General features: G+C 63.2%; 24 protein-coding genes. 11 read left to right on the forward strand and 13 right to left on the reverse strand.

Annotated features, from left to right (window positions below; translation table 11 throughout):
• Positions 1-39 precede the first annotated feature (39 nt).
• Both O7A05_RS02250 and O7A05_RS02255 read left to right on the forward strand, forming a co-directional pair.
• The gene (locus O7A05_RS02250; protein ID WP_337091294.1) at positions 40-657 is read left to right on the forward strand and encodes a hypothetical protein; all 618 of its coding nucleotides are present in this window, start codon (positions 40-42) and stop codon (positions 655-657) included.
• Between the two features lie 198 nt (positions 658-855).
• Entirely contained in the window at positions 856-1,791 is a 936-nt protein-coding gene (locus tag O7A05_RS02255) for a ribose-phosphate pyrophosphokinase (RefSeq protein WP_337091295.1), read from the forward strand.
• On the opposite strand, the gene O7A05_RS02260 is transcribed toward O7A05_RS02255, so the two are convergent.
• Together O7A05_RS02260 and O7A05_RS02265 are read right to left on the reverse strand one after the other, a co-directional pair.
• Positions 1,788-2,351 carry a dihydrofolate reductase family protein gene (locus O7A05_RS02260; protein ID WP_337091296.1) on the reverse strand — a complete coding sequence of 188 codons (564 nt, stop codon included), beginning with the start codon at positions 2,349-2,351 and terminating at the stop codon, positions 1,788-1,790. The two genes, O7A05_RS02255 and O7A05_RS02260, sit on opposite strands and share 4 nt — an antisense overlap.
• Before the next feature lie 125 nt (positions 2,352-2,476).
• Positions 2,477-3,346: an AraC family transcriptional regulator gene (locus O7A05_RS02265; protein WP_337091297.1), complete on the reverse strand. Its 870-nt coding sequence runs from the start codon at positions 3,344-3,346 to the stop codon at positions 2,477-2,479.
• 111 nt (positions 3,347-3,457) lie between these two features.
• Between O7A05_RS02265 and O7A05_RS02270 the strand changes: the two genes are divergently transcribed.
• Entirely contained in the window at positions 3,458-4,702 is a 1,245-nt protein-coding gene (locus tag O7A05_RS02270) for an MFS transporter (RefSeq protein ID WP_337091299.1), read from the forward strand.
• A 151-nt stretch (positions 4,703-4,853) separates the two neighbouring features.
• On the forward strand, positions 4,854-5,768 hold the full coding sequence (locus O7A05_RS02275) for an alpha/beta fold hydrolase (protein ID WP_337091300.1): 915 nt from the start codon (positions 4,854-4,856) through the stop codon (positions 5,766-5,768).
• 81 nt (positions 5,769-5,849) lie between these two features.
• On the opposite strand, the gene O7A05_RS02280 is transcribed toward O7A05_RS02275, so the two are convergent.
• Complete coding sequence (locus tag O7A05_RS02280) at positions 5,850-6,707, reverse strand: alpha/beta fold hydrolase (protein WP_337091301.1); 858 nt, start codon at positions 6,705-6,707, stop codon at positions 5,850-5,852.
• A gap of 148 nt (positions 6,708-6,855) precedes the next feature.
• Here O7A05_RS02280 and O7A05_RS02285 point away from each other — a divergent pair, with 148 nt between their 5' ends.
• Positions 6,856-7,299: a MarR family winged helix-turn-helix transcriptional regulator gene (locus O7A05_RS02285; protein ID WP_337091302.1), complete on the forward strand. Its 444-nt coding sequence runs from the start codon at positions 6,856-6,858 to the stop codon at positions 7,297-7,299.
• A gap of 77 nt (positions 7,300-7,376) precedes the next feature.
• Here O7A05_RS02285 and O7A05_RS02290 read toward each other — a convergent pair whose 3' ends face one another.
• Positions 7,377-8,021 (reverse strand): glutathione S-transferase family protein, encoded by a 645-nt coding sequence (locus tag O7A05_RS02290; RefSeq protein WP_337091303.1) that lies wholly within the window; start codon positions 8,019-8,021, stop codon positions 7,377-7,379.
• A gap of 360 nt (positions 8,022-8,381) precedes the next feature.
• On the opposite strand from O7A05_RS02290, the gene O7A05_RS02295 reads away from it, so the two are divergent.
• The 5 genes from O7A05_RS02295 to O7A05_RS02315 all read left to right on the forward strand — a co-directional run bounded on the left by O7A05_RS02295 (position 8,382) and on the right by O7A05_RS02315 (position 12,088).
• On the forward strand, positions 8,382-9,026 hold the full coding sequence (locus tag O7A05_RS02295) for a 50S ribosomal protein L25/general stress protein Ctc (RefSeq protein WP_337091304.1): 645 nt from the start codon (positions 8,382-8,384) through the stop codon (positions 9,024-9,026).
• A 112-nt stretch (positions 9,027-9,138) separates the two neighbouring features.
• Positions 9,139-9,861, forward strand: a complete 723-nt coding sequence (gene pth, locus O7A05_RS02300; protein WP_337091305.1) for an aminoacyl-tRNA hydrolase — start codon at positions 9,139-9,141, stop codon at positions 9,859-9,861.
• Positions 9,862-9,955: 94 nt separating this feature from the next.
• On the forward strand, positions 9,956-11,059 hold the full coding sequence (gene ychF, locus O7A05_RS02305; protein WP_337091306.1) for a redox-regulated ATPase YchF: 1,104 nt from the start codon (positions 9,956-9,958) through the stop codon (positions 11,057-11,059).
• 91 nt (positions 11,060-11,150) lie between these two features.
• A complete protein-coding gene (locus O7A05_RS02310; RefSeq protein ID WP_337091307.1) occupies positions 11,151-11,621 on the forward strand; it encodes a MaoC family dehydratase in 471 nt (156 codons plus the stop codon).
• Complete coding sequence (locus O7A05_RS02315) at positions 11,618-12,088, forward strand: MaoC family dehydratase (protein ID WP_337091308.1); 471 nt, start codon at positions 11,618-11,620, stop codon at positions 12,086-12,088. Before O7A05_RS02310 ends, O7A05_RS02315 begins: the two co-directional genes overlap by 4 nt.
• Before the next feature lie 66 nt (positions 12,089-12,154).
• On the opposite strand, the gene O7A05_RS02320 is transcribed toward O7A05_RS02315, so the two are convergent.
• The 5 genes from O7A05_RS02320 to petA all read right to left on the reverse strand — a co-directional run bounded on the left by O7A05_RS02320 (position 12,155) and on the right by petA (position 16,484).
• Positions 12,155-12,700, reverse strand: coding sequence for an adenine phosphoribosyltransferase (locus tag O7A05_RS02320; RefSeq protein ID WP_040989677.1), 546 nt, complete (start codon positions 12,698-12,700; stop codon positions 12,155-12,157).
• 193 nt (positions 12,701-12,893) lie between these two features.
• Positions 12,894-13,589, reverse strand: coding sequence for an acid phosphatase (locus O7A05_RS02325; protein WP_337091309.1), 696 nt, complete (start codon positions 13,587-13,589; stop codon positions 12,894-12,896).
• Between the two features lie 140 nt (positions 13,590-13,729).
• Complete coding sequence (locus O7A05_RS02330; RefSeq protein WP_337091310.1) at positions 13,730-14,584, reverse strand: cytochrome c1; 855 nt, start codon at positions 14,582-14,584, stop codon at positions 13,730-13,732.
• A 21-nt stretch (positions 14,585-14,605) separates the two neighbouring features.
• The gene (locus O7A05_RS02335) at positions 14,606-15,907 is read right to left on the reverse strand and encodes a cytochrome b (protein WP_337091311.1); all 1,302 of its coding nucleotides are present in this window, start codon (positions 15,905-15,907) and stop codon (positions 14,606-14,608) included.
• 16 nt (positions 15,908-15,923) lie between these two features.
• Positions 15,924-16,484, reverse strand: a complete 561-nt coding sequence (petA, locus tag O7A05_RS02340; RefSeq protein WP_112126775.1) for a ubiquinol-cytochrome c reductase iron-sulfur subunit — start codon at positions 16,482-16,484, stop codon at positions 15,924-15,926.
• 311 nt (positions 16,485-16,795) lie between these two features.
• Between petA and O7A05_RS02345 the strand changes: the two genes are divergently transcribed.
• Complete coding sequence (locus tag O7A05_RS02345) at positions 16,796-17,140, forward strand: cupin domain-containing protein (protein ID WP_224516767.1); 345 nt, start codon at positions 16,796-16,798, stop codon at positions 17,138-17,140.
• Between the two features lie 4 nt (positions 17,141-17,144).
• Here O7A05_RS02345 and O7A05_RS02350 read toward each other — a convergent pair whose 3' ends face one another.
• The 4 genes from O7A05_RS02350 to O7A05_RS02365 all read right to left on the reverse strand — a co-directional run bounded on the left by O7A05_RS02350 (position 17,145) and on the right by O7A05_RS02365 (position 23,348).
• Positions 17,145-17,456: a DUF6665 family protein gene (locus tag O7A05_RS02350; RefSeq protein WP_337091312.1), complete on the reverse strand. Its 312-nt coding sequence runs from the start codon at positions 17,454-17,456 to the stop codon at positions 17,145-17,147.
• Between the two features lie 9 nt (positions 17,457-17,465).
• Positions 17,466-19,349 carry an ABC transporter ATP-binding protein gene (locus tag O7A05_RS02355; RefSeq protein ID WP_337091313.1) on the reverse strand — a complete coding sequence of 628 codons (1,884 nt, stop codon included), beginning with the start codon at positions 19,347-19,349 and terminating at the stop codon, positions 17,466-17,468.
• The gene (locus O7A05_RS02360; RefSeq protein WP_337091314.1) at positions 19,346-21,238 is read right to left on the reverse strand and encodes an ABC transporter ATP-binding protein; all 1,893 of its coding nucleotides are present in this window, start codon (positions 21,236-21,238) and stop codon (positions 19,346-19,348) included. The genes O7A05_RS02355 and O7A05_RS02360 overlap by 4 nt, the downstream gene beginning before the upstream one ends.
• A gap of 229 nt (positions 21,239-21,467) precedes the next feature.
• Complete coding sequence (locus O7A05_RS02365; protein ID WP_337091315.1) at positions 21,468-23,348, reverse strand: ABC transporter ATP-binding protein; 1,881 nt, start codon at positions 23,346-23,348, stop codon at positions 21,468-21,470.
• Positions 23,349-23,357 lie beyond the last annotated feature (9 nt).

Below are 23,357 nucleotides of genomic sequence, written 5' to 3' on the forward strand. Positions count from 1 at the left end.
TCACGCGGGGGCGTTCGCCAACAGGGAGTTTTCAGGCAAATGAGACGATCGCAGGTGACGACCGTGTCATTGCTTGCGGTGTTGGCGCTTGGCGCCTGCACCAACGCCAAGGACGTCCTGGAACCTTCGGCGATCACCCCTCCGGCGAGCTCGGCCCAGTCTTCGGCCACCCCGCAAAGCACATCGACGCCGGCCACATCTGCGACCACGACCGCGCCTGCTCCTTCGCCCGCGCCTTCCACCACAACGACACGTGCAACACCGGCGCAAACCGCCGCCCTCGCCAAGACGCGGCTGCAGGTGGCGCCGATCGTCGGTGCATCGGTGGACGCGGCGGCACCGTTGACGGCGGAACTGCAGAGCCGTGCCAAACAGCGTGGCCTGACGCTTGTCGGCAGCACGGACCAGACGGCGACGCATGTGCTGAAGGGCTATTTTTCAACCATGTCCGAGGGCAAGGACACGACCGTCATCTATGTCTGGGACATTTACGACCCATCCGGCAATCGCCTGCACCGCATCAATGGCCAGCAGAAGGCGCCTGCCGTCGGCAGCGGCGAGGGCTGGCCCACCGTTGCGCCCGCCACCATGCAGGCCATCGCCGACCAGACGATCGACCAGTTCGCTGCCTGGCTCGGCAGCGGCGGCGCCGGTTGACCGGACCGGCCGAGCTGTTGCCGGCCAAACTGTTGCCGGCCAGACTGTTGCCGGCTTGCGATCTTTTCCCTGTTTGTTGCGGCCGCCGGAAGGATTCCCCACAACGAGGCTTGCAATACCGGCGCGGGCCGCTAAAAGCCCGCATAAAAGGCGCATGAGAGTCTCTTCGGCCTCTCCATCCTTCACCAGGAACGGTGCATGAAGCTTTTCGCGGGCAATTCCAACCGGGTGCTGGCCGAGGCGGTCGCTCGCTATCTCAACGTCCCGCTCGGGAAGGCCAGCGTCAGGCGCTTCGCCGACCAGGAAATCTTCGTCGAGATCCAGGAAAACGTACGCGGCGAGGATGTCTTCATCCTGCAGTCAACCTCTTATCCGACCAACGACCATCTGATGGAACTGCTCATCATGATGGACGCCTTCATGCGCTCTTCGGCGCGGCGCATCACGGCGGTCATCCCCTATTTCGGCTATGCAAGGCAGGACCGCCGCGCCTCGGGCCGCACGCCGATCTCGGCCAAGCTGGTCGCCAACATGATCACCCGCGCCGGCGCCGACCGGGTGCTGACGCTCGACCTGCATGCCGGCCAAATCCAGGGTTTCTTCGACATCCCGACCGACAATCTGTTCTCGGTGCCGGTGATGGCCCGCGACGTGAAGGCGAAATACAAGCAGCTCGGCAATGTCGTGGTCGTGTCGCCCGACATCGGCGGCGTGGTGCGGGCGCGCGCGCTGGCCAAGCGGTTCGATGCGCAGCTCGCCATCGTCGACAAGCGCCGCGAGCGTCCCGGTGAATCGGAAGTCATGAACATCATCGGCGCGGTTGCCGGCAAGGATTGCCTCCTGATCGACGACATCGTCGATTCCGGCGGCACGCTTTGCAACGCGGCCGACGCGCTGCTGGCCAATGGCGCGACCTCCGTCACCGCCTACATCACCCATGGCGTGCTCTCCGGCGGCGCCGTTGCCCGTATCGCGAGCTCGAAGCTGCAGGAACTGGTGATCACCGATTCCATTCAGCCGACGCAGGGCGTGCTCGATGCGCCGAACATCCGTGTCATTTCGATCGCCGACCTGCTGGGCGAAGCGATATCGCGCACGGCGACCGAGGAATCGGTATCGAGCCTGTTCGATTAATCAGAACTGGCTGCAGCGGGCGCATAGCGCAGCAGCGTGACGCCTTGCGCAAGGCGCTTCGTGCCGAGCGGCTTCAAGGCCAGCGACAGGCCGGACCGCGGCTTGCCGCCGCCCAGCACGACCGGATGCATGTAAAGCCGATACTCATCGATCAGACCGGCACGCGCAAGCTGCCCGGCAAGATCGGCGCCGGAGACGGATATCTCGCCATCCGTATCCGCCTTGAGCGACCTTGCCACCGCCTCGACATCACCCTTCACCAGACGGGCATCCGGCCCGACCTCCTGAAGCGTGGTCGAAAACACCACCTTCGGCGTCTCCCGCCACGCGCGTGCAAAATCCCTCTCGACTTCGTCAGCCGCGATCTCCCGCTCCGGGCTGTCCCAGAAGCGCATGCTTTCATACATCTTGCGCCCGCACAGCGCGATCGATGTCCGCCTCATCTCGTCGGTGAAATGCCGGTGCAATTCTTCTTCGGGAAACGGCAGGTCAATGTCTCCGCTCGACCCGGCAATGTAGCCATCCAGCGATGTCAGCATGGCACAGACGATCGTTGCCACCAGCGTTCCTCCGATTTTGCCCTCCTCACAATGGGAAGCATAACAGATTGCAATTTGCAATCAGTATTCGGCAAACGGAATCAGACTGAGAACCGACATATCAACTGAATGCTGAGGGCGCTGTCTCACGCGGCGATCGGACCACCTGTACGGCGCGGCTTTTCACCGGCATCGCGCGCGCCGCGCATATAGCCGCGCGGCGAGGCGCCGAGCATGCGCTTGAACATGGTGATGAAGGCCGGCACGCTGTCATAGCCGAGGTCGAGCGCCACCCTGGTGATCGGCTCGCCGTCGGCGAGCCTCGGCAGCGCCGCGAACAGGCAGGCCTGCTGGCGCCAAGTCGAGAGCGACAGCCCGGTCTGGCGATGAAAGGCGCGGGTGAACGACCGCCGGCTCATGCCCGCCGCATCTGCCCATTCGTCGATCGTCGCATGCGGTGAAGGGGCCGCCACGAAGCGCCGGCAAAGCGCCGCGAGCTTCGGCTCGGACGGGAAAGGCAAGCCGAGCGGCCGTTCCGGCAGGTTCGGGATCTCGTGCAGCAGTAGTCCCATGACAAGTGCCGCCCGCCCTTCGAGCTCGCCGCCCTGCGGCAGCTTCTCCGATTCCACGATCAGGCTGTGCATCAGCTCGGTGATGCCGACGACGCGCAAGCCTTTCGGCAGGCCGGCAATGGCTTCCGGCATGACATACACCGAGCGCATCGAGACGTCGCCCAGCATCTCGACCGAATGCTCGGTGCCGGCTGGTATCCACATCGCATGGTCGGGCGGCACCATCCAGCGCCCGTACCTGGTCGTTACCAGGACCACGCCGACCAGCGCGTGCAGCAGCTGGCTGCGGCTGTGGCGGTGCTGCGGCACGTGGTAGCCATCCGGATATTCGGTCGGCAGCGCGACCGCCGGCCCGACTGCCTGTTCCAGCCATTGCCAGCGGCTTTCATGTAGCCGGCCGAGCTCGGCGGCGTCGCCTCTGAATATCTCCCGGCTATTCGGCATCGGATGTGGCCCACTTGCGAAACTATTGGACCAAACCACGAAAGAAGTCGCTTGGCAACGGGCTTATAAGGCCGGCTGCGGTTCGCCGCACAAAGACTACGGAGCATTGCCTTGACTGATACGACCGCCACCTCCGTCGCCGCACCGGCGCCGGCAAGCAACATCTCGGCGCAAGCGACGGCCTTCACCGTCATTCTTGCGGTGAGCTTCTGCCACTGCGTCAACGATATCATGCAGTCGCTGCTTTCGGCGATCTATCCGCTGCTCAAGGACAATTACGGTCTCGATTTCTGGCAGATCGGCCTTCTGACCTTCACCTTCCAGGTGACGGCTTCGCTGCTGCAGCCGGTCATCGGCATGATCACCGACAAGAGGCCGATGCCATACTCCTTGCCATGGGGCATGGCTTCCTCGCTGGTCGGGCTGGTGGTGCTCGCTCATGCCGGCCATTACTGGCTGCTTTTGATCGGCGCTTCGCTGATCGGCATCGGCTCGGCGATCTTCCATCCGGAATCCTCGCGCATCGCGCGCTTCGCCTCGGGCGGCCGGTTCGGCCTGGCGCAGTCGCTGTTCCAGGTAGGCGGCAATTTCGGCCAGGCCATGGGACCGCTGCTCGCCGCCTTCATCGTCGTGCCGTTCGGCCAGACCAGCATTTCCTGGTTCGCCGTCGGCTCGCTGATCGGTATCGTCGTGCTGTGGCAGGTCGGCGGCTGGTACAGCCGGCTGCGCGCCTCGATGGCCACCCGCAAGCAGGCTACCCATGTCTCGCCCTTCGCGCGCAAGAAGGTCATGTGGGCGCTGGCCGTGCTGACGCTGCTGGTGCTGACCAAGAACGCCTATATCGCCTCGCTCTCCAGCTACTACACCTTCTACGCCATGCATAAGTTCGGCGTTTCGGTGCAGATGAGCCAGGTGATGCTGTTCCTGTTCCTCGGCGCCTCGGCGCTGGGCATCCTGCTCGGCGGCCCCTTCGGCGACCGCTATGGACAGAAGGCGATGATCTGGTTCTCGATCGTCGGCGTGCTGCCCTTCACGCTGGCGCTGCCCTACGCCAATCTGGAATGGACGATGGTGCTCACCGTGCTGATCGGTCTGATCCTCTCGTCGGCCTTCTCCAACATCGTCGTCTTCGCGCAGGAGCTGGTGCCGGGTCGCGTCGGCATGATCGCCGGCATCTTCTTCGGCTTCGCCTTCGGCGTGGGCGGCATCGCCGCCGCGGTGCTCGGCGTCGTCGCCGACATGAAGGGCATCGACTTCGTCTACCAGATCTGCTCGTACCTGCCCTTCCTCGGTCTGCTGACGGTGTTCCTGCCCAACATGAAGGAAGCTAGGAAGGCGCAGGCGGCGGCCGGTTAAAAACCACCGATCTTCAGGACTCGAATAAAGGCGTGGCAGCTGCCGCGCACTTATCGATTCTTCCCCATACGCCAGGTGAAAAGCCTGTTAGTGTTCGAAACGCGTGCGCGGGCGACGCTGCCGCAGAAACTCAATGTCTCGGGAGAATGATATGCGCAAGATCGTGTTGGCCGTGTTGAGCGTGCTTCTTGCAACGTTGCCGGCTACGGCACGCATCGTTCCTTTTCCGCCGGGTTTCAAGACGCAGTCGGTCGAAACCAACGGCACGAGCCTCTATGTGCGTGTCGGTGGCAAAGGTCCCGCGGTCGTGCTGCTGCACGGCTTTGCCGATACCGGAGACATGTGGGGCGCGGCGGCGGCGGCGCTCGCAAAGGACCACACCGTCATCGTGCCGGACCTGCGCGGCATGGGTCTGTCCGCTCACCCTGAAGCGGGCTACACCAAGAAGAACCAGGCCGTCGACATCGCCGGCGTGTTGGACGCATTGAAGATCGACAAGGCAGATCTGGTTACGCACGACATCGGCAACATGGTCGGCTATGCGCTTGCTGCGCAATATCCCAAGCGCATCGCCAAATGGGTCATCATCGATGCGCCGCTACCCGGAATCGGTGACTGGGAAAAGATCAAGCAAAGCCCGCTGCTTTGGCACTTCAACTTCCGTGGCCCGGATATGGAGCGGCTGGTCGCGGGGCGCGAGCGCATCTATCTCGACCGCTTCTACAACGAACTGTCGGCCGACCCGAAGAAGATCGATGAGGCCACGCGCAAGCACTATGCCAAACTCTATGCACGCCCGCATGCGATGCATGACGCTTTCGAGCAGTTCAAGGCCTTTGACCAGGACGCGATCGACGACCAGGCGATGCTCGCCGCTGGCGGCAAACTGACCATGCCGGTACTGGCTGTTGGCGGCGAAAAATCCGCCGGCACCACGCAGGCCGATATCTTGCGGCTTGTCGCGACCAATGTCACAGGCGGCATCGTGCCCAACTCCGGTCATTGGATCATGGAGGAAAACCCCGACGCCACCGTCAAACTGATCACTGGTTTTCTCGCCAGATAGGCACTGTCCCGCGGACATGTCGATGGAAGTACAAAGGCACCCGCCTGATGGCGGGTGCCTTGTCTATCCAACTGGACGATTCTAGGCCTTGAAGAAGGCCAAGAGGTCGGCGTTGATTACGTCCGCATGGGTCGTCGCCATACCGTGTGGGAAACCCTTGTAGATCTTGAGCTCGCCCTTCTTGAGCAGCTTGATCGAGATGAGCGCGGAGTCCGCGATCGGCACGATCTGGTCGTCGTCGCCATGCATGACCAGCACCGGCACGTCGATCTTCTTCAGGTCTTCGGTGAAGTCTGTTTCCGAGAAGGCCTTGATGCAGTCGTAATGCGCCTTGGCGCCGCCCATCATGCCCTGGCGCCACCAATTGTCGATGACGCCTTCGGAAACCTGCGCGCCCGGACGGTTGAAGCCGTAGAACGGTCCGGCCGGCACGTCGTGGAAGAACTGGGCGCGGTTGGCCGCCAGCGCCGCGCGGAAACCGTCGAACACCTCGATCGGCAGGCCGCCGGGATTGGCCGGCGTCTTCAACATGATGGGCGGCACTGCGCCGATCAGCACGGCCTTGGCGACGCGGCCTGCGCCGCCATATTGCGCGACATAGCGCGCCACCTCGCCGCCGCCCGTCGAATGACCGACATGGATGGCGTCCTTGAGGTCGAGATGCGCGGCGAGCGCCGCCACGTCGGCGGCATAGGTGTCCATCTCATTGCCCGTGTCGGTCTGGCTGGAACGGCCATGGCCGCGCCGGTCATGCGCGATGACGCGGTAACCCTTTGACAGGAAGAACAGCATCTGGGCGTCCCAGTCGTCACTGCTCAGCGGCCAGCCATGGTGGAAGACGACCGGCTGGCCCGTGCCCCAATCCTTGTAGAAGATCTGCGTTCCGTCCTTGATGGTGATCGTGCCGCTGCCCGAGCCTGACTTGGTTTGCGAGGTCATCTCAATCTCCTTCTGTGATACCGCGATAAACAATATCGCGATAATTATATCCATAACGGAGATTGGGCACCGCGTCCATGGAAATATGTATCGCGATATCATTTTTCGTAGTACACAACAGATGCTCAGTCGGCAAAAGGAATGCGCCGTGCCTCTCCCGTTGGACAATCAGCTCTGCTTCACGCTCTATGCCACCAGCATGGCGATCAACCGCACCTACAAGCCGATGCTGGACGAGATGGGCATCACCTATCCGCAATATCTCGTGCTAAACGCGCTGGGAGAGGCGGACGGCATATCGGTGGGCGGCATCGCGCATCGGCTCGCGCTGGAATCGAGCACTATCACCCCGCTGGTGAAGCGAATAGAACAGGCTGGCCTTGTCACCCGGCAGCGCAGCCAGACCGACGAGCGTCAGGTGCAGGTCGACCTGACCCCCAGAGGACGGGCTCTGCTCGTCCGGTGCAATTGCCTGAACGAGACCCTGATCGAGCGCTCAGGCATGAAATTGGCCGAACTCGATACCTTGAACCGGCAAATCCAGGCGTTGCGCGATGCGCTGAACGAAAGCCTGGAGGTCGACCCCGGCTGAGATGTACTGAAAACGAGATTGGACTTCGACCGGACGGTTTGCGTCCCGGGCGCCTCGATAGGTTCAGCGTATGCGGGTCACGCCTCGATCTTGACCGGCGGCAGCGGCGGCGCTTCCAGTCCGTGGAATGGATCGCGCCAGGCGTCGATCGCTTCCAGCCGACCATACCAGCGACGGATCGACGGATAGTCATCGAGCGGCAATCCGGCGGCATCGTTGAAAGGCAGGAACGTCGCCATACGGAAGTCGGCATAGGAGATTGAATTGCCGACCAGCCAATCCCTTGCGGAAAGCTCCGGCTCCAGGACCGCCGCAGCCTTATGGAATTGCCTCAGCCCCTCCTCGACCAGCGCCCGATCGATCGGACCGAGCCCGTAGCGCTGCTTGGTGCCGCGCTCGAAATGCACCATGTCGCAAGCGAAGGCGAACCGTTCCTTGCCCCAGCTGATCCAGCGGATCATGTCTGGCTCGTCGTCTCCGCTGCGCCAGAAATCCGAGCGCGTCTCGCGCGAAAGCCGGCAGGCGATGGCGTCGGCCTCCCACAGGCTCCACCCCGGACCGACCAGGATAGGCAGGGTCAGATTGGGATTGAGCGGGCGGTAGCGCTCGGCTTGCTCCGGCGCCATTGGCGATGCGAACTCAAACGCGATCTTGGCCTCGAGATAGCGCGCCGTCGCGACCGCGAGGCGAGGATTGGGATTGCGGCTGAACAGGAGTTTCATATTGGTCCCCTCGGGGTCTGGTTGCATGCCGCAGGACGGCTGAGAACCGCGCGATCCTACATTCGCCGCAAATGGGTTGCCGGTTTATGCTCGGCGCTGAAAACCACCCTGCAAGCCTTCCAGCCCAACCGCTTCCAGCCCAGCCGCTTGCACCCTCGGCCGCCTTCCGCTATAGAGCCGCCACCCGCGTAGACACCCTTGGAGGCAACGCGGAGGAAGGCCGGCCAGGCCTCGCAGATCCCCAGACGCATTTGGATCGCCAAACGCATCGGACAGATCGTGCAAGGCCGCGACGGCTTTCGACGTTTACGGATGGGCTTGCCCGCCGTGAGCGCTCCATAACACGCGAAAGGAAATGCCATGAGCCACGATGCTTACGAGCTCAAGGCCGAAGCGCGCGAACAGGTCGGTAAGGGGTCCGCCCGTGCAGTTCGCCGCAACGGTAAAGTGCCTGCAGTTATCTACGGCGACAAGCAGCCTCCCCTGGCGATTGCGCTGAACTACAAGGACATCTTCTACAAGATCCACGGCGGCGGGTTCCTGACCACGATCGCCACGATCGATGTCGACGGCAAGAAGATCCAGGTCCTGCCGAAGGATTTCCAGCTCGACCCGGTCAAGGATTTCCCTGTCCATGTCGACTTCCTGCGCATCGGCAAGGACACCGAGGTCAATGTCGACGTGCCTGTCCACTTCATCAATGAGGACAAGTCGCCCGGCATCAAGCGCGGCGGCGTGCTCAACATCGTTCGCCACGAAGTCGAGTTCCACTGCCCGGCCAACGCGATCCCGGAATTCATCACGATCGACCTCACCGGCACCGACATCGGCGACTCGATCCACATCTCGGCGGTCAAGTTGCCGGCCGGCGTCAAGCCGGTCATCTCCGATCGCGACTTCACCATCGCGACCATTGCCGGCTCGTCGGCGATGAAGCCGGAGGCGGAAGTCACCACCGAGGTGGCGGCGACCGAGACGGCGGCCCCGGCGGCCGAAGAGAAGTAATTCTCCGAGCCGGATGATTTCATCCGGCTCTAAATCAAAGAAATAGAGCATGATGTTTTCCGAACCCCGCTTCACACTTTTCGGCATCATGCTCTAGCGCTCGGAGACAGCGATGCTTGTCTTTGCAGGCCTTGGCAATCCGGGCGCGAAATACGAAAACAACCGGCACAATGTCGGCTTCATGGCGGCGGACGCGATTGCCCGCCGCCATTCCTTTTCGCCCTGGTCGAGAAAATTCCAGGGCCTGATCTGCGAAGGCACGCTCGACGGCGAAAAAATCCTGCTGATCAAGCCGCAGACCTTCATGAACCTCTCCGGACAGTCGGTCGGCGAAGCGCTGCGCTTCTACAAGCTCGAACCGGCTGCGCTCACCGTCTTCTACGACGAGATCGACCTTGCCGCCGGCAAGCTCAGGATCAAGATTGGCGGCGGCTCGGGCGGCCATAACGGCATCCGCTCGCTCGACCAGCATGTCGGCAACGCCTATCGCCGGGTGCGCATCGGCGTCGGCCATCCGGGCGTCAAGGAGATGGTGCACGGCCATGTGCTTGGCGATTTCGCCAAGGCGGACCGCGAGTGGCTCGATGTCCTGCTGGACGCAATCGCCGACCATGCCGCGCTGCTCGCCAAGGGCGACGACAGCTCGTTCATGAACCGGGTCACGCTCGCCTTGCGCGACAAGCTTGTGCCGACCGGCGACGACGACCGCCCGCCGCCCAAGGCGCCGAAGCAGCAAAGCCATGTCCGCCAGGCGCGCCCGCAGCAGCCGGCGGCAAAGCTTCCAGAAAGCGGCCCGATGGCTGCCATGCTGAAGAAGCTCTTTGGCAAGGACTAGGCCCTGTCACGATAAAGGCATGGGGCTTGACGTTCGTCACCCCTATCGCCCATAGCCCTCACCAAAATCGAATTTCCGACAGGATTGGACGAACATGGGTTTCAAATGTGGCATCGTTGGCTTGCCCAACGTCGGCAAGTCGACGCTGTTCAACGCGCTGACCAGGACGGCCGCCGCGCAGGCCGCCAACTATCCTTTCTGCACCATCGAGCCGAACACCGGCGAGGTGGCGGTGCCCGACCCGCGCCTGCAGAAGATCGCGGCGATCGGCAAGTCGAAGGAGATCATCCCGACCCGCATCTCCTTCGTCGATATTGCCGGCCTGGTGCGCGGCGCCTCCAAGGGCGAAGGGCTTGGCAACCAGTTCCTCGCCAACATCCGCGAGGTTGACGCCATCGTGCATGTGCTGCGCTGCTTCGAGGATGACGACATCACCCATGTCGAGGGCCGCATCGATCCTGTCGCCGACGCCGAGACGGTCGAGACCGAGCTGATGCTTGCAGACCTCGAAAGCCTCGAGCGCCGCATCGCCCAGATCCGCAAGCGCGCCGCCGGCAAGGACAAGGAAGCCATGGCCGTGCTGCCGATGATGGAGGCCGCGCTCGAATTGCTGCAGGCCGGCAAGCCGACGCGCGTCCTGCTCAACGGCATCGCGGCGGAGGATCTGCGCATCCTGCAGGGACTGAACCTCCTCACCTCGCATCCCGTGCTCTATGTCTGCAACGTCGCCGAGGCGGACGCCGCCACCGGCAACGAGCACACCAGGGCGGTCGAGAAGATGGCGGCCGCGCAAGGCGCCGGCACGGTGGTGATCTCGGCGGCGATCGAGGCGGAAGTCGCTCAGCTTTCCGACGAGGAGGAAATGGAGTTCCTGGCCTCGATCGGTCTCGACGAGCCGGGCCTCAACAAGGTGATCCGCGCCGGCTACGAGCTCCTGCATCTGATCACCTATTTCACCGTCGGGCCGAAGGAGACGCGCGCCTGGACGATTCACAAGGGCGATAAGGCGCCGCAGGCGGCCGGCGTCATCCATACCGACTTCGAGCGCGGCTTCATCCGCGCCCAGACGATCTCCTACAACGACTTCGTCACGCTGGGCGGCGAAGTGGCGGCCAAGGAAGCCGGCAAGGCGCGCGACGAAGGCAAGGAGTATGTCGTCCAGGACGGCGACATCATGCTGTTCAAGTTCAACACCTGAGTGCCTGACTGGCTTACCAGAAATCACTTGACCAAATCGTCCCAGGCCTGCATCCGGGTTGCCCGATCTTTGGGATAACCGGATTGCCGACATGACCGGAAAGACCTGGGCTTATGAGGATTTCGTCGAGGGCGCCTCGCTGGACATCGGCAGCAAGACTGTAAGCGCTGCCGAGATCATCGAATTCGCCGCGGAGTTCGATGCCCAGCCGATGCATCTCGACGAGGAAGCCGGCAAGGCCAGCATCCTTGGCGGTCTTTCGGCCTCGGGCTGGCACACCTGCGCGATGTTCATGCGCATGCTGTGCGACGCCTTCCTGCTCGATTCGACCTCGCAGGGCTCGCCCGGCATCGAGCATGTGAAATGGAAGAAACCGGTGCTGGCCGGCGACATCTTGCGCGGCACGGTCACGATTCTGTCCAAGCGCCAGTCCAAATCGCGGCCCCAGCTCGGCTTGATCACCATGCGCAGCGAACTCGTGAACCAGCGCGGCGAGAGTGTCTTCGAGCTCGAGAACACCGGCATGTTCCTCGCGCGTGATGCCGCAAAGGACCTGTCATGACTTTGGACGAGTATTTCTTGATCGGCGAGACGGTCACGCTCGGCTCGCACAAGTTCGAGGCCGACGAGATCAAGGCGTTCGCCAAAAAGTACGATCCGCAGATCTTCCACGTCGATGAAGAGGCGGCGAAGAAGAGCGTGCTTGGCGGCCTCTGCGCCTCGGGCTGGCACACCGCCGCCACCTGGATGAAATACAACCTCGGAAAGCGCATGGAGACCGAGGGCGTGCGCTGGACCGGCCCCGGCCCGCAGCCCGAATTCGGCCCCTCGCCCGGCTTCCGCAATTTGAAATGGCTGAAGCCGGTCTATGCCGGAGAGACGGTGACCTTCACACGCACCGCGCTGGCGCACCGGCCGCTTGCCGGGCGCCCGGGCTGGAACCTGCTCACGCTGCGCTCGGAAGGCTTCGATTCGACCAGCGACAAGGTGATCGAGTTCGACAGCGCCGTGCTGGTGAAGGTGGGATAGTGAGTAGTGAGTAGTAAGTAGTCACTATTCACTATTCACTATTCACTATTCACTATTCACTACTTCCTAATGCCCCTCGAACCCGATCAGCGTCCTCACCGGCACGCCGAGCGCTTCGAGCTTCCGGCGGCCGCCGAGGTCCGGCAGGTCGATGACGAAGCAGGCGGCGACGATGTCGGCGCCGATTTGCCTGAGCAGCTTCACCGCCGCTTCCGCCGTACCGCCGGTCGCGATCAGGTCGTCGACCACGATCACCTTCTCGCCCGGCGAGACGCCGTCCTTGTGCATCTCCATCTCGTCCAGTCCGTATTCGAGGCTGTAGGCCACGCGTACCGTCTCGTAAGGCAGCTTGCCCTTCTTGCGGATCGGCACGAAGCCCGCCGACAACTGGTGCGCTACGGCGCCGCCGAGGATGAAACCGCGCGCCTCGATGCCGGCGATCTTGTCGATCTTCAGCCCGGCATAGGGATGCACCAGTTCGTCGATGGCGCGGCGGAAGGCGCGCGCGTCGCCAAGCAGCGTGGTGATGTCGCGAAACAGGATGCCGGGCTTCGGATAGTCCGGAATGGTGCGGATGGCCGCAAGCAGCGTGTCTTCGAGGGACGATTTCATCGAGGCTTTCCGCGTGTCCGGCTGTCGGATGTGGCGGCGTCGGCCATTGCTGCCCGACGCGACCGACAAGGGCTACCGCGATGTCGAGCCAGAGACAAGCACATCCGGCAAAGGATCGGCACCGACCGGCCTCGGCCATAACGGAAAGGGCGCCCGCGAAGGCGCCCTTCGAAAAGCAGGCGCTACCGCGCGACTACATGCCGAGGTCCGAGCGCAGCTCGGAACGCGCCACTTCGTACTCGGCCTTGAAATCGGGACGGTTGAGCAGGACCGCGGCTATCACGCTGCCGGAAATCTTGCCCATCTCGATGTCGGACGGATAGTGGATGCCGCCGACCACGCGGTTGTGAGCGAATTCGGCCGCGCGCGCCATGATCTCGGCCCGCTTCTCCGGCACCATGTCGGCAAGGATGATGCCCATCATGGTGCCGACCGTCGCATGGCCAGACGGCCAGGAGCCGGAGTTCGACAGCTTCACGACCGGCTTGACCAGATCGCTGAGCTGATGCGGGCGCGGACGCTTCCAGACGTCCTTGGCCGGATCGACGACGGCGCCCTCGGTCGCCACGACGCGATCGAAGAAGGCGCTGAATTTCGGCAGCGTTTCCTTGTTGAACTTCGGTCCCATGACATCGGCGAAGCGCCAGACATTCTCTTCGGCATCGGCGATGGCGCGCTTTTCCATTTCCGGTGTGCGCGTCACCTGCAGCGTCAGCACCTCGCCGAGCTCGGCCTTGGTTTCCGCCGAATCGTTGGCCGGCGGCGGCGGCAAGATCATCGTCAAGTCGATGTCCTTGTTGGTGACGAAGGGTTGCGCCTCGTCGGCATGGGCGGCATATCCGGTGACAAGCAGCAGGAAACCGGCCGCGAGCGATGCGAATCTTTTCATGGGTACGATCCTTTGAAGTAGGGGCAAGGCAGGATCGCCACGCGCAATGACGGCCATGTGACATAGCCTGCGGTTTGCGCGTACCGAAATGCAAAAAGGGCGCCCTGTGGCGCCCTTTCAAATTTGCGGTCGACGGCGCCTCAGTGCGCCACGTCGGCCCACACCCTGCGCTTGGTCATGTAGACCAGTGCGCCGAAGAGCAGCAGGAAGACCATGACGCGAAACCCGGTCTTCTTGCGTTCCTCGAGATGCGGCTCGGCCGCGAACATCAGGAAGGCCGAGACGTCGCGGGCATACTGGTCGACCGTCTGCGGCGAGCCGTCGTCATAGGTCACCTGGCCGTCGGAGAGCGGCTTCGGCATCTTCAGCGACACACCGGACAGGAAGTACGGATTGTAGTGCGTGCCTTCCGGGATCACCATGCCGGCCGGCGGCGTCTGGTCGTAGCCGGTGAGCAGCGAGTGGATGTAATCCGGGCCGCCCTGCGCGTACTGGGTGAAGATATCGAAGATGAAGCGCGGGAAGCCGCGCTCGACGCCGCGCGCCTTGGCAAGCAGCGACATGTCGGGCGGCGCGGCGCCGCCATTGGCGGCAGCAGCGGCCTGCTCATTCGGGAACGGCGCCGGGAAGTGATCCGACGGCTTGCCGGGACGGTCGAACATGTCGCCGGCATCGTTCGGGCCGTCATGGATGGTGTATCCGGCGGCCAGCGTCTTGATCTGCGCGTCCGAGTAGCCGAGCCCTTCCAGCGTGCGGAAGGCCACCAGGTTCATCGAGTGGCAGGCCGAGCAGACTTCCTTGTAGACCTTGAGGCCGCGCTGCAGCTGGGCCTTGTCATAGGTGCCGAACGGGCCGGCGAAGCTCCAGCTCATTTCCTTCGGTTCGTTGATCGGGAAATGCGTCGGCGCGGCCGGGTTCTGCTCTTCCTCGGCGATGGCAGCGGTACCCGCAACCATCAGGCCGACCAGCGCCAGCGAGGCGAGAATCTTCTTCATACCCAAAATCCCCTCAGATTCTCAGCCCTTGGTTTCCGGCGCGGCGGTCATGCCTGCCAGATGTCCGCTGCCGCCCTTTTTCTTTTCAAGCACCGCCTCGGTGATCGAGTTCGGCAGCCTGCGCGGCGTCTCGATCAGGCCAAGCACCGGCATGACGACCAGGAAGAAGGCGAAGTAGAACAAAGTCGCCATCTGCGCCATGAACACGTAGCTGCCTTCCGCCGGCTGCGAGCCCAGCCAGCCGAGCAGGATAGCATCGGCCACGAACAGCCAGAAGAACAGCTTGTACCACGGACGGTAGACCGCCGAGCGCACCTTCGAGGTGTCGAGCCACGGCACGAGGAACAGCATGGCGATGGCGCCGAACATGCACAGCACGCCGCCGAGCTTGGAGTTGATCGGGCCGATGTTGAAGGTGATGGCGCGCAGGATCGCGTAGAACGGCAGGAAGTACCACTCCGGAACGATATGGGCCGGCGTCTTCAGCGGATTGGCAACCGTGTAGTTGTCCGGATGGCCGAGATAGTTCGGCAGATAGAAGACGAAATAGGCAAAGACGAACAGGAACACGATCATGCCGAACGCGTCCTTGATGGTCGCATAGGGCGTGAAGGCGACGGTGTCGGTCTTCGACTTGACCTCGATGCCGGTCGGGTTCGACTGGCCCACGACATGCAGCGCCCAGATATGCAGCACGACGACGCCGGCGATCATAAACGGCAAAAGGTAATGCAGCGCGAAGAAGCGGTTCAGCGTCGGGTCGTCGACGGCGAAGCCGCCGAGCAGCAGCTGCTGGATCCAGTTGCCGACCAGCGGGATGGCACTGAAGAAACCGGTGATGACGGTGGCGCCCCAGAAGCTCATCTGACCCCAGGGCAGCACATAGCCCATGAAGCCGGTGGCCATCATTAGGAGGTAGATGATGCAGCCGAGGATCCACAAAAGCTCGCGCGGCGCCTTGTACGAGCCGTAGAACAGGCCGCGGAAGATGTGGATGTAGACGGCGACGAAGAAGAACGAAGCGCCGTTGGAATGGAGATAGCGCAACAGCCATCCCGAATTCACGTCGCGCATGATCTTCTCGACCGAATCGAAGGCGAGATTGGTGTCGGACGTGTAGTGCATCGCCAGCACGATGCCGGTGAGGATCTGCGCGACCAGCATGATCGACAGGATGCCGCCGAACGTCCACATGTAATTGAGGTTGCGCGGCACCGGATAGGCGACGAAGCTGTCATAGATCAGCCGCGGCAGCGGCATGCGGGCGTCGAACCAGCGCTCGATACCGGTCTTGGGCGTATAGGTTGAGTGTCCCTCGCTCATCGAAATGTCCCCTGCCTCAACCGATAAGGATCTTGGTATCGGAAATGAACTTGAAGACCGGGATCGCCATGTTCTCCGGCGCCGGGCCTTTGCGGATGCGGCCGGCGGTGTCGTATTGCGAACCGTGGCACGGGCAGAACCAGCCGCCGAAATCGCCTTCCTGGCCGAGCGGGATGCAGCCGAGATGGGTGCAGACCTGCACCATCACCATCCAGGCTTCCTTGCCCGGCGTGGTGCGGTTGGCGTCGGTCGCCGGCGCGTCGGCCGGCAGGTTGGCATTGCGCGCGATCGGATCCTTGAGATCGGCGAGATTGACGGCCTCGCCGTCCTTCATTTCCTTTTCGGTGCGGTTACGCACCACCACCGGCTTGCCGCGCCATTTGACGATCAGCGAGCTGCCCGGCTGCAGCGAGGAGACATCGACCTCGACCGAAGCAAGCGCCAGCGTCGAGGCATCGGGGCGCATCTGGTCGATGAATGGCCACGCGACGGCTCCAGCGCCGACAACGGCGGCCATGCCGGTCGCTACATAGAGAAAATCGCGACGGTTGGGATCGTGGATGTCGGTTGCGCTCACGGGTGCCTGATCCTTTCGCCTCTTCCTAACCGGAGGCCGAGCCTTGTCCCCGCTCAATCGCACCTGCCCGACAGCGCATGGCGAACAGGCTAGCGAATTCCTCCGGCATTTGGAGTTCGGTTTATGCGTGCGGCCCGTTTTTGTCCAGCGGGGTGAGACCACAAGGGCAGATTGTCGCGGGCATGCGCGGCGGCCGTTGCCGATGCATCCCGGCCCGGCCGCCGGACAGGGTGGAACAGCGGGAAATCCGGGGAGAAATCGGGCCCGTGTTCGCCTCGACATCGGCTGCTGGCCCGGTCTATTCTGCCGTCATGGCGTATGTCATTGAACGCTACAGCTGGGCCGACGCCCCCGACCTCTGGATAGGCGAGCTGCAATGCGGCCAGTTCGGTGCCAATTCCTGCCTGATATTCAACTATCAGCCGACGATCGGCGGCGGCCCGCGCCTGCACAAGCATCCGTATGCGGAAATCTTCGTCATCCGCTCCGGCACCGGCCTGTTCACTATCGGCGACCAGGAGATCAAGGCCACGGCCGGACAGATCCTGATCGTGCCGCCCGACACGCCACACAAATTCACCAATCTCGGCCCCGGCCCGCTCGAAAGCACCGACATCCACGAGAACGGCCACTTCATCACCGAGTGGCTGGAATAGCTGTTTAGCTGGCGCCGAGCCTGACCAGCACCGCGCGCGGAATATTGTACTCCCGGATCACGGCGTCATGCTTGCGCAGACCGCAAAGCTCGCGCTGGATGAAATAGGCGTGGACGGCCGCGGCCGCTTCCTTGAGCAGCCGGTTGCGATGCTCGCCCTCGCCGCCTTCGCGCAGTTTGGCAAGGGTTTGCTCCACGCGCTGGCCGGCGCGGCCGAGCGCGGCCGCCTTTTCGGCGAGGATCTCGTGGCCGAGGAGATCGAGGGCGCTTTCCTGCGCGCCTGACCGTCCGAAATTGGTAGGCATGCGTACCGACATGGTGCCGTTCTACTCCGCCGGCCGAGTCTCTTCCAGCGCGCTTTCCTCGTTGAACAGGAAGCCGCCGGACTGGCGTTTCCAGAGCCGCGCATAGAGCCCGTCGAGCGCCACCAACTCGTCATGCGTGCCCTGTTCGATGATGCGGCCGCCGTCGAGCACCACCAGCCGGTCAAGCGCTGCGATGGTCGAGAGCCGGTGCGCGATGGCGATCACGGTCTTGTTCTCCATCAGCCTGGTCAGGTTCTCCTGGATCGCCGCCTCGATGTCCGAATCGAGCGCCGAGGTCGCCTCGTCGAGGATCAGGATCGGCGCATCCTTGAGGAAGACGCGGGCGATAGCGACGCGCTGCCGCTGGCCGCCGGAGAGTTTCACGCCGCGCTCGCCGACATAGGCCTCGTAGCCGGCGCGATCTCTGGTGTCGCGCAGTCCCAGGATGAAGTCATGCGCCTCAGCCTTCCTGGCCGCGGCGATCACTTGCGCATCGGTGGCGTCCGGCATGCCGAGCTTGATGTTGTCGCGCAGCGAGCGGTGGAACAGTGCTGTATCCTGGCTGACGACGCCGATATTGCCGCGCAGCGAGTTCTGCGTCACATGGGCAATATCCTGGCCGTCGATCAGGATCTGGCCGCCCTCCAGGTCGTAGAGGCGCAGGATCAGATTGGCCAAGGTCGTCTTGCCGGCGCCGGACGGGCCGACCAGGCCGACCTTCTCGCCCGGATGCACGACGAGGTCGATGCCGTCAAGCACCCCTGCCCCCTTGCCGTAATGGAAAGTGACGTTGCTGACGTCGATGCGGCCGCTACTGACGACCAGCTCCTTGGCGTCCGGCGCGTCGGTCAGGCCGAGCGGTTGTGAGATCAGCGCCTTGGAATTCTCAAGCACGCCGAGATTTCGCAGGATGCCGTTGAGCTGCATCATCAGCCTTCCCAGCAACATGTTGAGCCTCAGCACCAGCGACAGGGTGAAGGCGACGGCGCCGACCGTGATCGAGCCTTCGACCCACAGATAGATGGCGAAGGCAGCGATCGCTGTGATCATGACGCCGGAGAGCATGGTCAGCGCCATGCGCACGCCGGTCAGCCGGCGCGTGAACGGCCGCAGCGCGTCGAGATAGATGCCGAAGCCGCCGCGGATATAGCGGTCGTCGCCGTCGGCCGAAAACAGCTTCAGCGTCTGCACGTTGGAATAGGAATCGACGAGGCGGCCGGTGATCATCGAGCCGGCCTCGGCTGTCGCCTCGGCATACTTGCGGATCGCCGGCAGGTAGAGTTTCGCCAGCCAGCCGAACGCGGCGATCCACACCACCACCATGACGGCCAGTCGCAGATCCAACCCCGCGACCAGCGCCAGCGTGGTGACCGTATAGACGATCATGAACCACACGACCTCGATGAAGCTTTCCATCAGGTCGCCCGTCGCTTGCCCCGCCTGCCAGACTTTTGTCGCGATGCGGCCGGCGAAATCATTCTGGAAGAAGGCGTAGGACTGGCGCGAGACATGCCGGTGCGCCTGCCAGCGCACCAGATTGTAGAAGCCTGGCGTGATCGTCTGCTCGTCGACCAGCGCCGACAGGCCGACGATGGTCGTGCGGATGACAAGCACCACCGCGCCCATGAACAACAGCTCGGGACCGGCTGCGGCGCAAAGCGCATGCCAGCTGCGTTCGCCGGGCAACTGGTCGAGGATATCGACCAGCCTTCCGACGAAATAGAAGAGGCCGGCCTCGACCAGCGGCGCGATGCCGCCGATGATCAGCATGGCGAAGAAGGCGAGCTTCGCCTGCCCGACATAGTGCCAAAGGAAGCCGCCGACGCTGGCGGGCGGCCGCAGATTCGCGGGCTCGCGGAACGGGTAGACCCAGTGCTCGAACCAGCGATAGATGGCCTGCATCATTCGGCGGCTTCACCTTTCGTCGCCAGACCGTCGGCCGCCTGCTTTTCCTCGAGCAGGAACCCGCCCGACTGGCGTCGCCAGAGCTGCGCATAGAGCCCGCCTTTGGCGATCAGCGTCTCGTGCGAGCCGTCCTCGACGATGCGCCCTTTGTCCATCACCACCAGCCTGTCCATCGCCGCGATGGTCGACAGGCGGTGGGCGATGGCGATGACGGTCTTGCCCTGCATGAGCTTATAGAGGTTCTCCTGGATGGCGGCCTCCACTTCCGAATCGAGCGCGGACGTGGCCTCGTCGAGAATGAGGATCGGCGCGTCCTTCAGCATGACGCGGGCAATGGCGATGCGTTGCCGCTGGCCGCCGGACAGCTTCACCCCGCGTTCGCCGACAAGCGCCTCATAGCCGCTCTGCCCATGCGGATCGGTCAGCCCCGCGATCACATCGTCGATCTGCGCGGCCTTGGCGGCGCTGAACATCGCCTCGTCGCTGGCCGCCTGGCGCCCATATTTGAGGTTCTCGCGAACGGACCGATGCAGGAGCGAGGTGTCCTGGTTGACGAAGCCGATCGCCGCGCGAACGCTTTCCTGCGAAACGTTGCGGATGTCCTGCCCGTCGATCAGCACCTTGCCGTCTTGGACGTCGAACAGCCGCAGCACGAGATTGACCAGCGTCGACTTGCCGGCTCCCGAACGGCCGATCAGGCCGACCCGCTCGCCCGGCGCGATCTTCAGCGACAGATCGTCGATGACGCCGCCTTTGCCGTCCTTGCGCCAGTAGTTGAAGTTCACCCGGTCGAACTCGATGCCGCCGGCGGTCACGACGAGGGCCGGTGCGTCGGGCTGATCCTGCATGACGATCGGCCGCGCGATCGTCGTCATCGAGTTGCTGGCAACGCCGATCTGCCGAAAGACGTTGGCGCCGACATCGAGGATCCTGCCGGAGATGTTGGCGATCTGCAGCGCGAACGGTATTGCGGTCGCCACGGCCGCGGTGGTCATAGCGCCGGCGTTCCAGCCGGCGAGCGCCAGCCAGCTAACGGCGATGAGCAGCGCCGCGTTGAGGATGAACAAGGCCGACCACATCAGCGTGAAAACGCGCATCAGCTGGTAAAACGTGTCGGCGTGCTCGGCCACCGCTTGCGAGACATATTTGTCTTCATGCTCGCCGGTCGAGAATGTCTTGAGCGTCAGGATGTTGGTATAGCTGTCGACCATGCGGCCGCTCACCTGCGACCACCGCTCCGACAATTGGGACGAGCGTTGCGTGATCCTGGGCATCGCAGACCAGAAGATCAGGCAATAGACCACCAGCCACACCGCCACCACAGCCAGGAGAAGCGGATCGAGCCGCGCCAGCACCACGATGGCGACCGCGACGAAGACCAGCGCATACCAGACGGCATCGACGGTGAGGTTGACGCTCATCTCCATCGAATCGCCGCTCTGCATCACCTTGGTTCCGATGCGGCCGGCAAAGTCGTTCTGGAAGAACGACCAGTCCTGGCGCACGACATGCCAATGGCTCTGCCAGCGGATGAGGTCGATCAGGTTCGGCGCGATGGCGTGGTTGCGGATGAGCCCGTCGACAACCATCGACAGCGGACGCAGCAGCACGACGAAGGCCATCATGGCGAGCAGCGGCCCATGCGCGGCAAAGAAATCGCCCGGCTTGGTGCTGGCGAGCAGGCCGACGATCAGGCCGACGAAAATCGGCAGCATCGCGTCCACTATCGCCGCGACGGCAACGATGATGATGCGCAGCCAATAGGCCGCGCGAAACTGCCTTATGAAATACCAGTAGAAGCGCCAAAGCCCCATCGGCGGCTGCCTGTCGTCGGCCAGGGCCACCGGCGAGTAACGGCTTTCGAACCAGGTGAAGATGCGGTCGAACATTTTTCTCTCGTAGAGGCCAAAAACCTGCCGGCGAACGATCTGGTCGCCGGCGGCCTCTGACCAAGTCGTGGTTACGCCCGGGATCGATTCCCGGCAATCGCCGTAACCTTGATGCCGGAGCGTCTCGACGGCTCACAGAACCGCCGGGCCGCTCCAAGTCTTTGTTTTGCGCATTCTGGACGGAAAACTGCTACGCACCTTTCCTGGAATTGCTGCAATTGCGATAGCGTTACTCCGCCGCCATCTCGGATAGAGCCGTCTTGGCATCCGGCCCGGCCGGCACGTCATCGAGCAGGAAGCCGCCCGACTGGCGCTGCCAGAGCTGGGCATAAAGCCCGCCCCTCGCGACGAGCTCCTCATGCGAGCCTTCCTCGATGACGCGGCCCTTGTCCATGACGACGAGCCGGTCCATCGCCGCGATCGTCGACAGCCGGTGCGCGATGGCGATGACGGTCTTGCCCTGCATCAGCTTGTAGAGGTTCTCCTGGATCGCCGCCTCGGCTTCCGAATCGAGCGCCGACGTCGCCTCGTCTAGGATGAGGATCGGCGCGTCCTTCAGCATGACGCGGGCGATCGCGATGCGCTGCCGCTGGCCGCCGGACAGTTTGACGCCGCGGTCGCCAACTTGGGCGTCGAAACCCTTGCGGCCATTGTGGTCCGAAAGCCCGCCGATGAAATCGAGCGCCTCCGCCCGCCGCGCCGCCTCGGTAAGCATCTCGTCGGTCGCGTCCGGCCGGCCATAGAGGATGTTCTCCTTCACCGAGCGGTGCAGCAGCGAGGTATCCTGCGTCACCATTCCGATCTGCGCGCGCAGCGAATCCTGCGTCACCGCCGCGATCTCCTGGCCGTCGACGAGGATCCTGCCGCTTTCCAGGTCGTAGAAGCGCAGCAACAGATTGACCAGTGTCGATTTGCCGGCGCCGGAGCGTCCGACAATACCGACCTTCTCGCCGGGCTTCACGGTGAGCGACAGGTTCTCGATGACGCCCTTCTGCTTGCCGTAATGGAAGCGGATGTCCTCGAAGCGGATCTCGCCCCGGGCGACGGTGATGTCCTTGGCGCCCGGCCTGTCTTCGACCAGGCGCGGCAGCGAGATCGACTGGATGCCGTCCTGCACCGTGCCGATATTCTCGAACAGCACGGACATCTCCCACATGATCCATTGCGACATGCCCCACATGCGCAGCACAAGGCCGATGACCACGGCTACTGCGCCGATCGTCACCGCCTGGCCGAGCCACAGCCACAGCGAGATCGCCGTGACAGAGACCAGCAGCAGCGAGTTCAGGATGTAGAGCAGGCCGTAAAGCACCGTCACCAGCCGCATAGAACGGTAGACGGTGTCGAGGAAGCCTGCCATGCCTTCCCTGGCGAAGGTCGCCTCGCGGCGCGCGTGCGAAAACAGCTTCACCGTCTGGATGTTGGCGTAGCTGTCGACGACGCGGCCGGTCATGGTCGAGCGTGCGTCGGCTTGCTCCTCGCCGACTTTGCCCAGCCGCGGAATAAAATGCCACAGCAAGGCGACATAACCGATCAGCCACACACCCAAGGGTGCGGCCAGCCGCAAATCCGCCGAACCGACGATGAACAGCATGCCGAGGAAGTAGACGATCACGTAGTTGAGGACATCTATCAGCTTCATGACGAAGTCGCGCACGGCGAGTGCGGTCTGCATCAGTTTGGTGGCGATCCGGCCGGCGAACTCGTCCTGGTAGAAAGCCATCGACTGTTTCAGCAAATAGCGATGCACCTGCCAGCGGATGCGCATGGGATAATTGCCCATCAGCGTCTGCTGGTTGAGCAACGAACGCAGCCACACCGTACCAGGCAGGGCAAACAGCACGATGAAAGCCATGCCGGCGAGCTTCCAGCTCTCGGTCTGCAGGAACGTTTCCCGGCTCTGCGCCGACAGCCAGTCGACGATGCGGCCCATGAAACCGAACATCCACACTTCTGTGATGGCGATCGCCGCCACCAGCACCGCATCTACGGCGATGTAGGGCCAAACGCCGCGCGTATAATGAACGCAGAAGGCGATCAGCGTCTTCGGCGGCTCGACCGGCTCTGCGGCGGGAAACGGATCGAGCCTGTTTTCAAACCAGCGGAACATTCCGGGCAC

The sequence above is a fragment of the Mesorhizobium argentiipisi (SeqCode) genome (genome assembly GCF_037179585.1).
In the GTDB taxonomy this organism is placed as follows: domain Bacteria; phylum Pseudomonadota; class Alphaproteobacteria; order Rhizobiales; family Rhizobiaceae; genus Mesorhizobium; species Mesorhizobium argentiipisi.

Excerpts from the sequence above, each read along its gene's own strand:
- O7A05_RS02250 (WP_337091294.1), top strand. The coding sequence starts at position 40 with ATGAGACGATCGCAGGTGACGACCGTGTCATTGCTTGCGGTGTTGGCG.
- O7A05_RS02255 (WP_337091295.1), top strand. The coding sequence starts at position 856 with ATGAAGCTTTTCGCGGGCAATTCCAACCGGGTGCTGGCCGAGGCGGTC.
- O7A05_RS02265 (WP_337091297.1), bottom strand. The coding sequence starts at position 3,346 with ATGCCGAATAGCCGGGAGATATTCAGAGGCGACGCCGCCGAGCTCGGC.
- O7A05_RS02275 (WP_337091300.1), top strand. The coding sequence starts at position 4,854 with ATGCGCAAGATCGTGTTGGCCGTGTTGAGCGTGCTTCTTGCAACGTTG.
- O7A05_RS02280 (WP_337091301.1), bottom strand. The coding sequence starts at position 6,707 with ATGACCTCGCAAACCAAGTCAGGCTCGGGCAGCGGCACGATCACCATC.
- O7A05_RS02290 (WP_337091303.1), bottom strand. The coding sequence starts at position 8,021 with ATGAAACTCCTGTTCAGCCGCAATCCCAATCCTCGCCTCGCGGTCGCG.
- O7A05_RS02295 (WP_337091304.1), top strand. The coding sequence starts at position 8,382 with ATGAGCCACGATGCTTACGAGCTCAAGGCCGAAGCGCGCGAACAGGTC.
- pth (WP_337091305.1), top strand. The coding sequence starts at position 9,139 with ATGCTTGTCTTTGCAGGCCTTGGCAATCCGGGCGCGAAATACGAAAAC.
- ychF (WP_337091306.1), top strand. The coding sequence starts at position 9,956 with ATGGGTTTCAAATGTGGCATCGTTGGCTTGCCCAACGTCGGCAAGTCG.
- O7A05_RS02310 (WP_337091307.1), top strand. The coding sequence starts at position 11,151 with ATGACCGGAAAGACCTGGGCTTATGAGGATTTCGTCGAGGGCGCCTCG.
- O7A05_RS02315 (WP_337091308.1), top strand. The coding sequence starts at position 11,618 with ATGACTTTGGACGAGTATTTCTTGATCGGCGAGACGGTCACGCTCGGC.
- O7A05_RS02320 (WP_040989677.1), bottom strand. The coding sequence starts at position 12,700 with ATGAAATCGTCCCTCGAAGACACGCTGCTTGCGGCCATCCGCACCATT.
- O7A05_RS02325 (WP_337091309.1), bottom strand. The coding sequence starts at position 13,589 with ATGAAAAGATTCGCATCGCTCGCGGCCGGTTTCCTGCTGCTTGTCACC.
- O7A05_RS02330 (WP_337091310.1), bottom strand. The coding sequence starts at position 14,584 with ATGAAGAAGATTCTCGCCTCGCTGGCGCTGGTCGGCCTGATGGTTGCG.
- O7A05_RS02335 (WP_337091311.1), bottom strand. The coding sequence starts at position 15,907 with ATGAGCGAGGGACACTCAACCTATACGCCCAAGACCGGTATCGAGCGC.
- O7A05_RS02345 (WP_224516767.1), top strand. The coding sequence starts at position 16,796 with ATGGCGTATGTCATTGAACGCTACAGCTGGGCCGACGCCCCCGACCTC.
- O7A05_RS02350 (WP_337091312.1), bottom strand. The coding sequence starts at position 17,456 with ATGTCGGTACGCATGCCTACCAATTTCGGACGGTCAGGCGCGCAGGAA.
- O7A05_RS02355 (WP_337091313.1), bottom strand. The coding sequence starts at position 19,349 with ATGATGCAGGCCATCTATCGCTGGTTCGAGCACTGGGTCTACCCGTTC.
- O7A05_RS02360 (WP_337091314.1), bottom strand. The coding sequence starts at position 21,238 with ATGTTCGACCGCATCTTCACCTGGTTCGAAAGCCGTTACTCGCCGGTG.
- O7A05_RS02365 (WP_337091315.1), bottom strand. The coding sequence starts at position 23,348 with ATGTTCCGCTGGTTTGAAAACAGGCTCGATCCGTTTCCCGCCGCAGAG.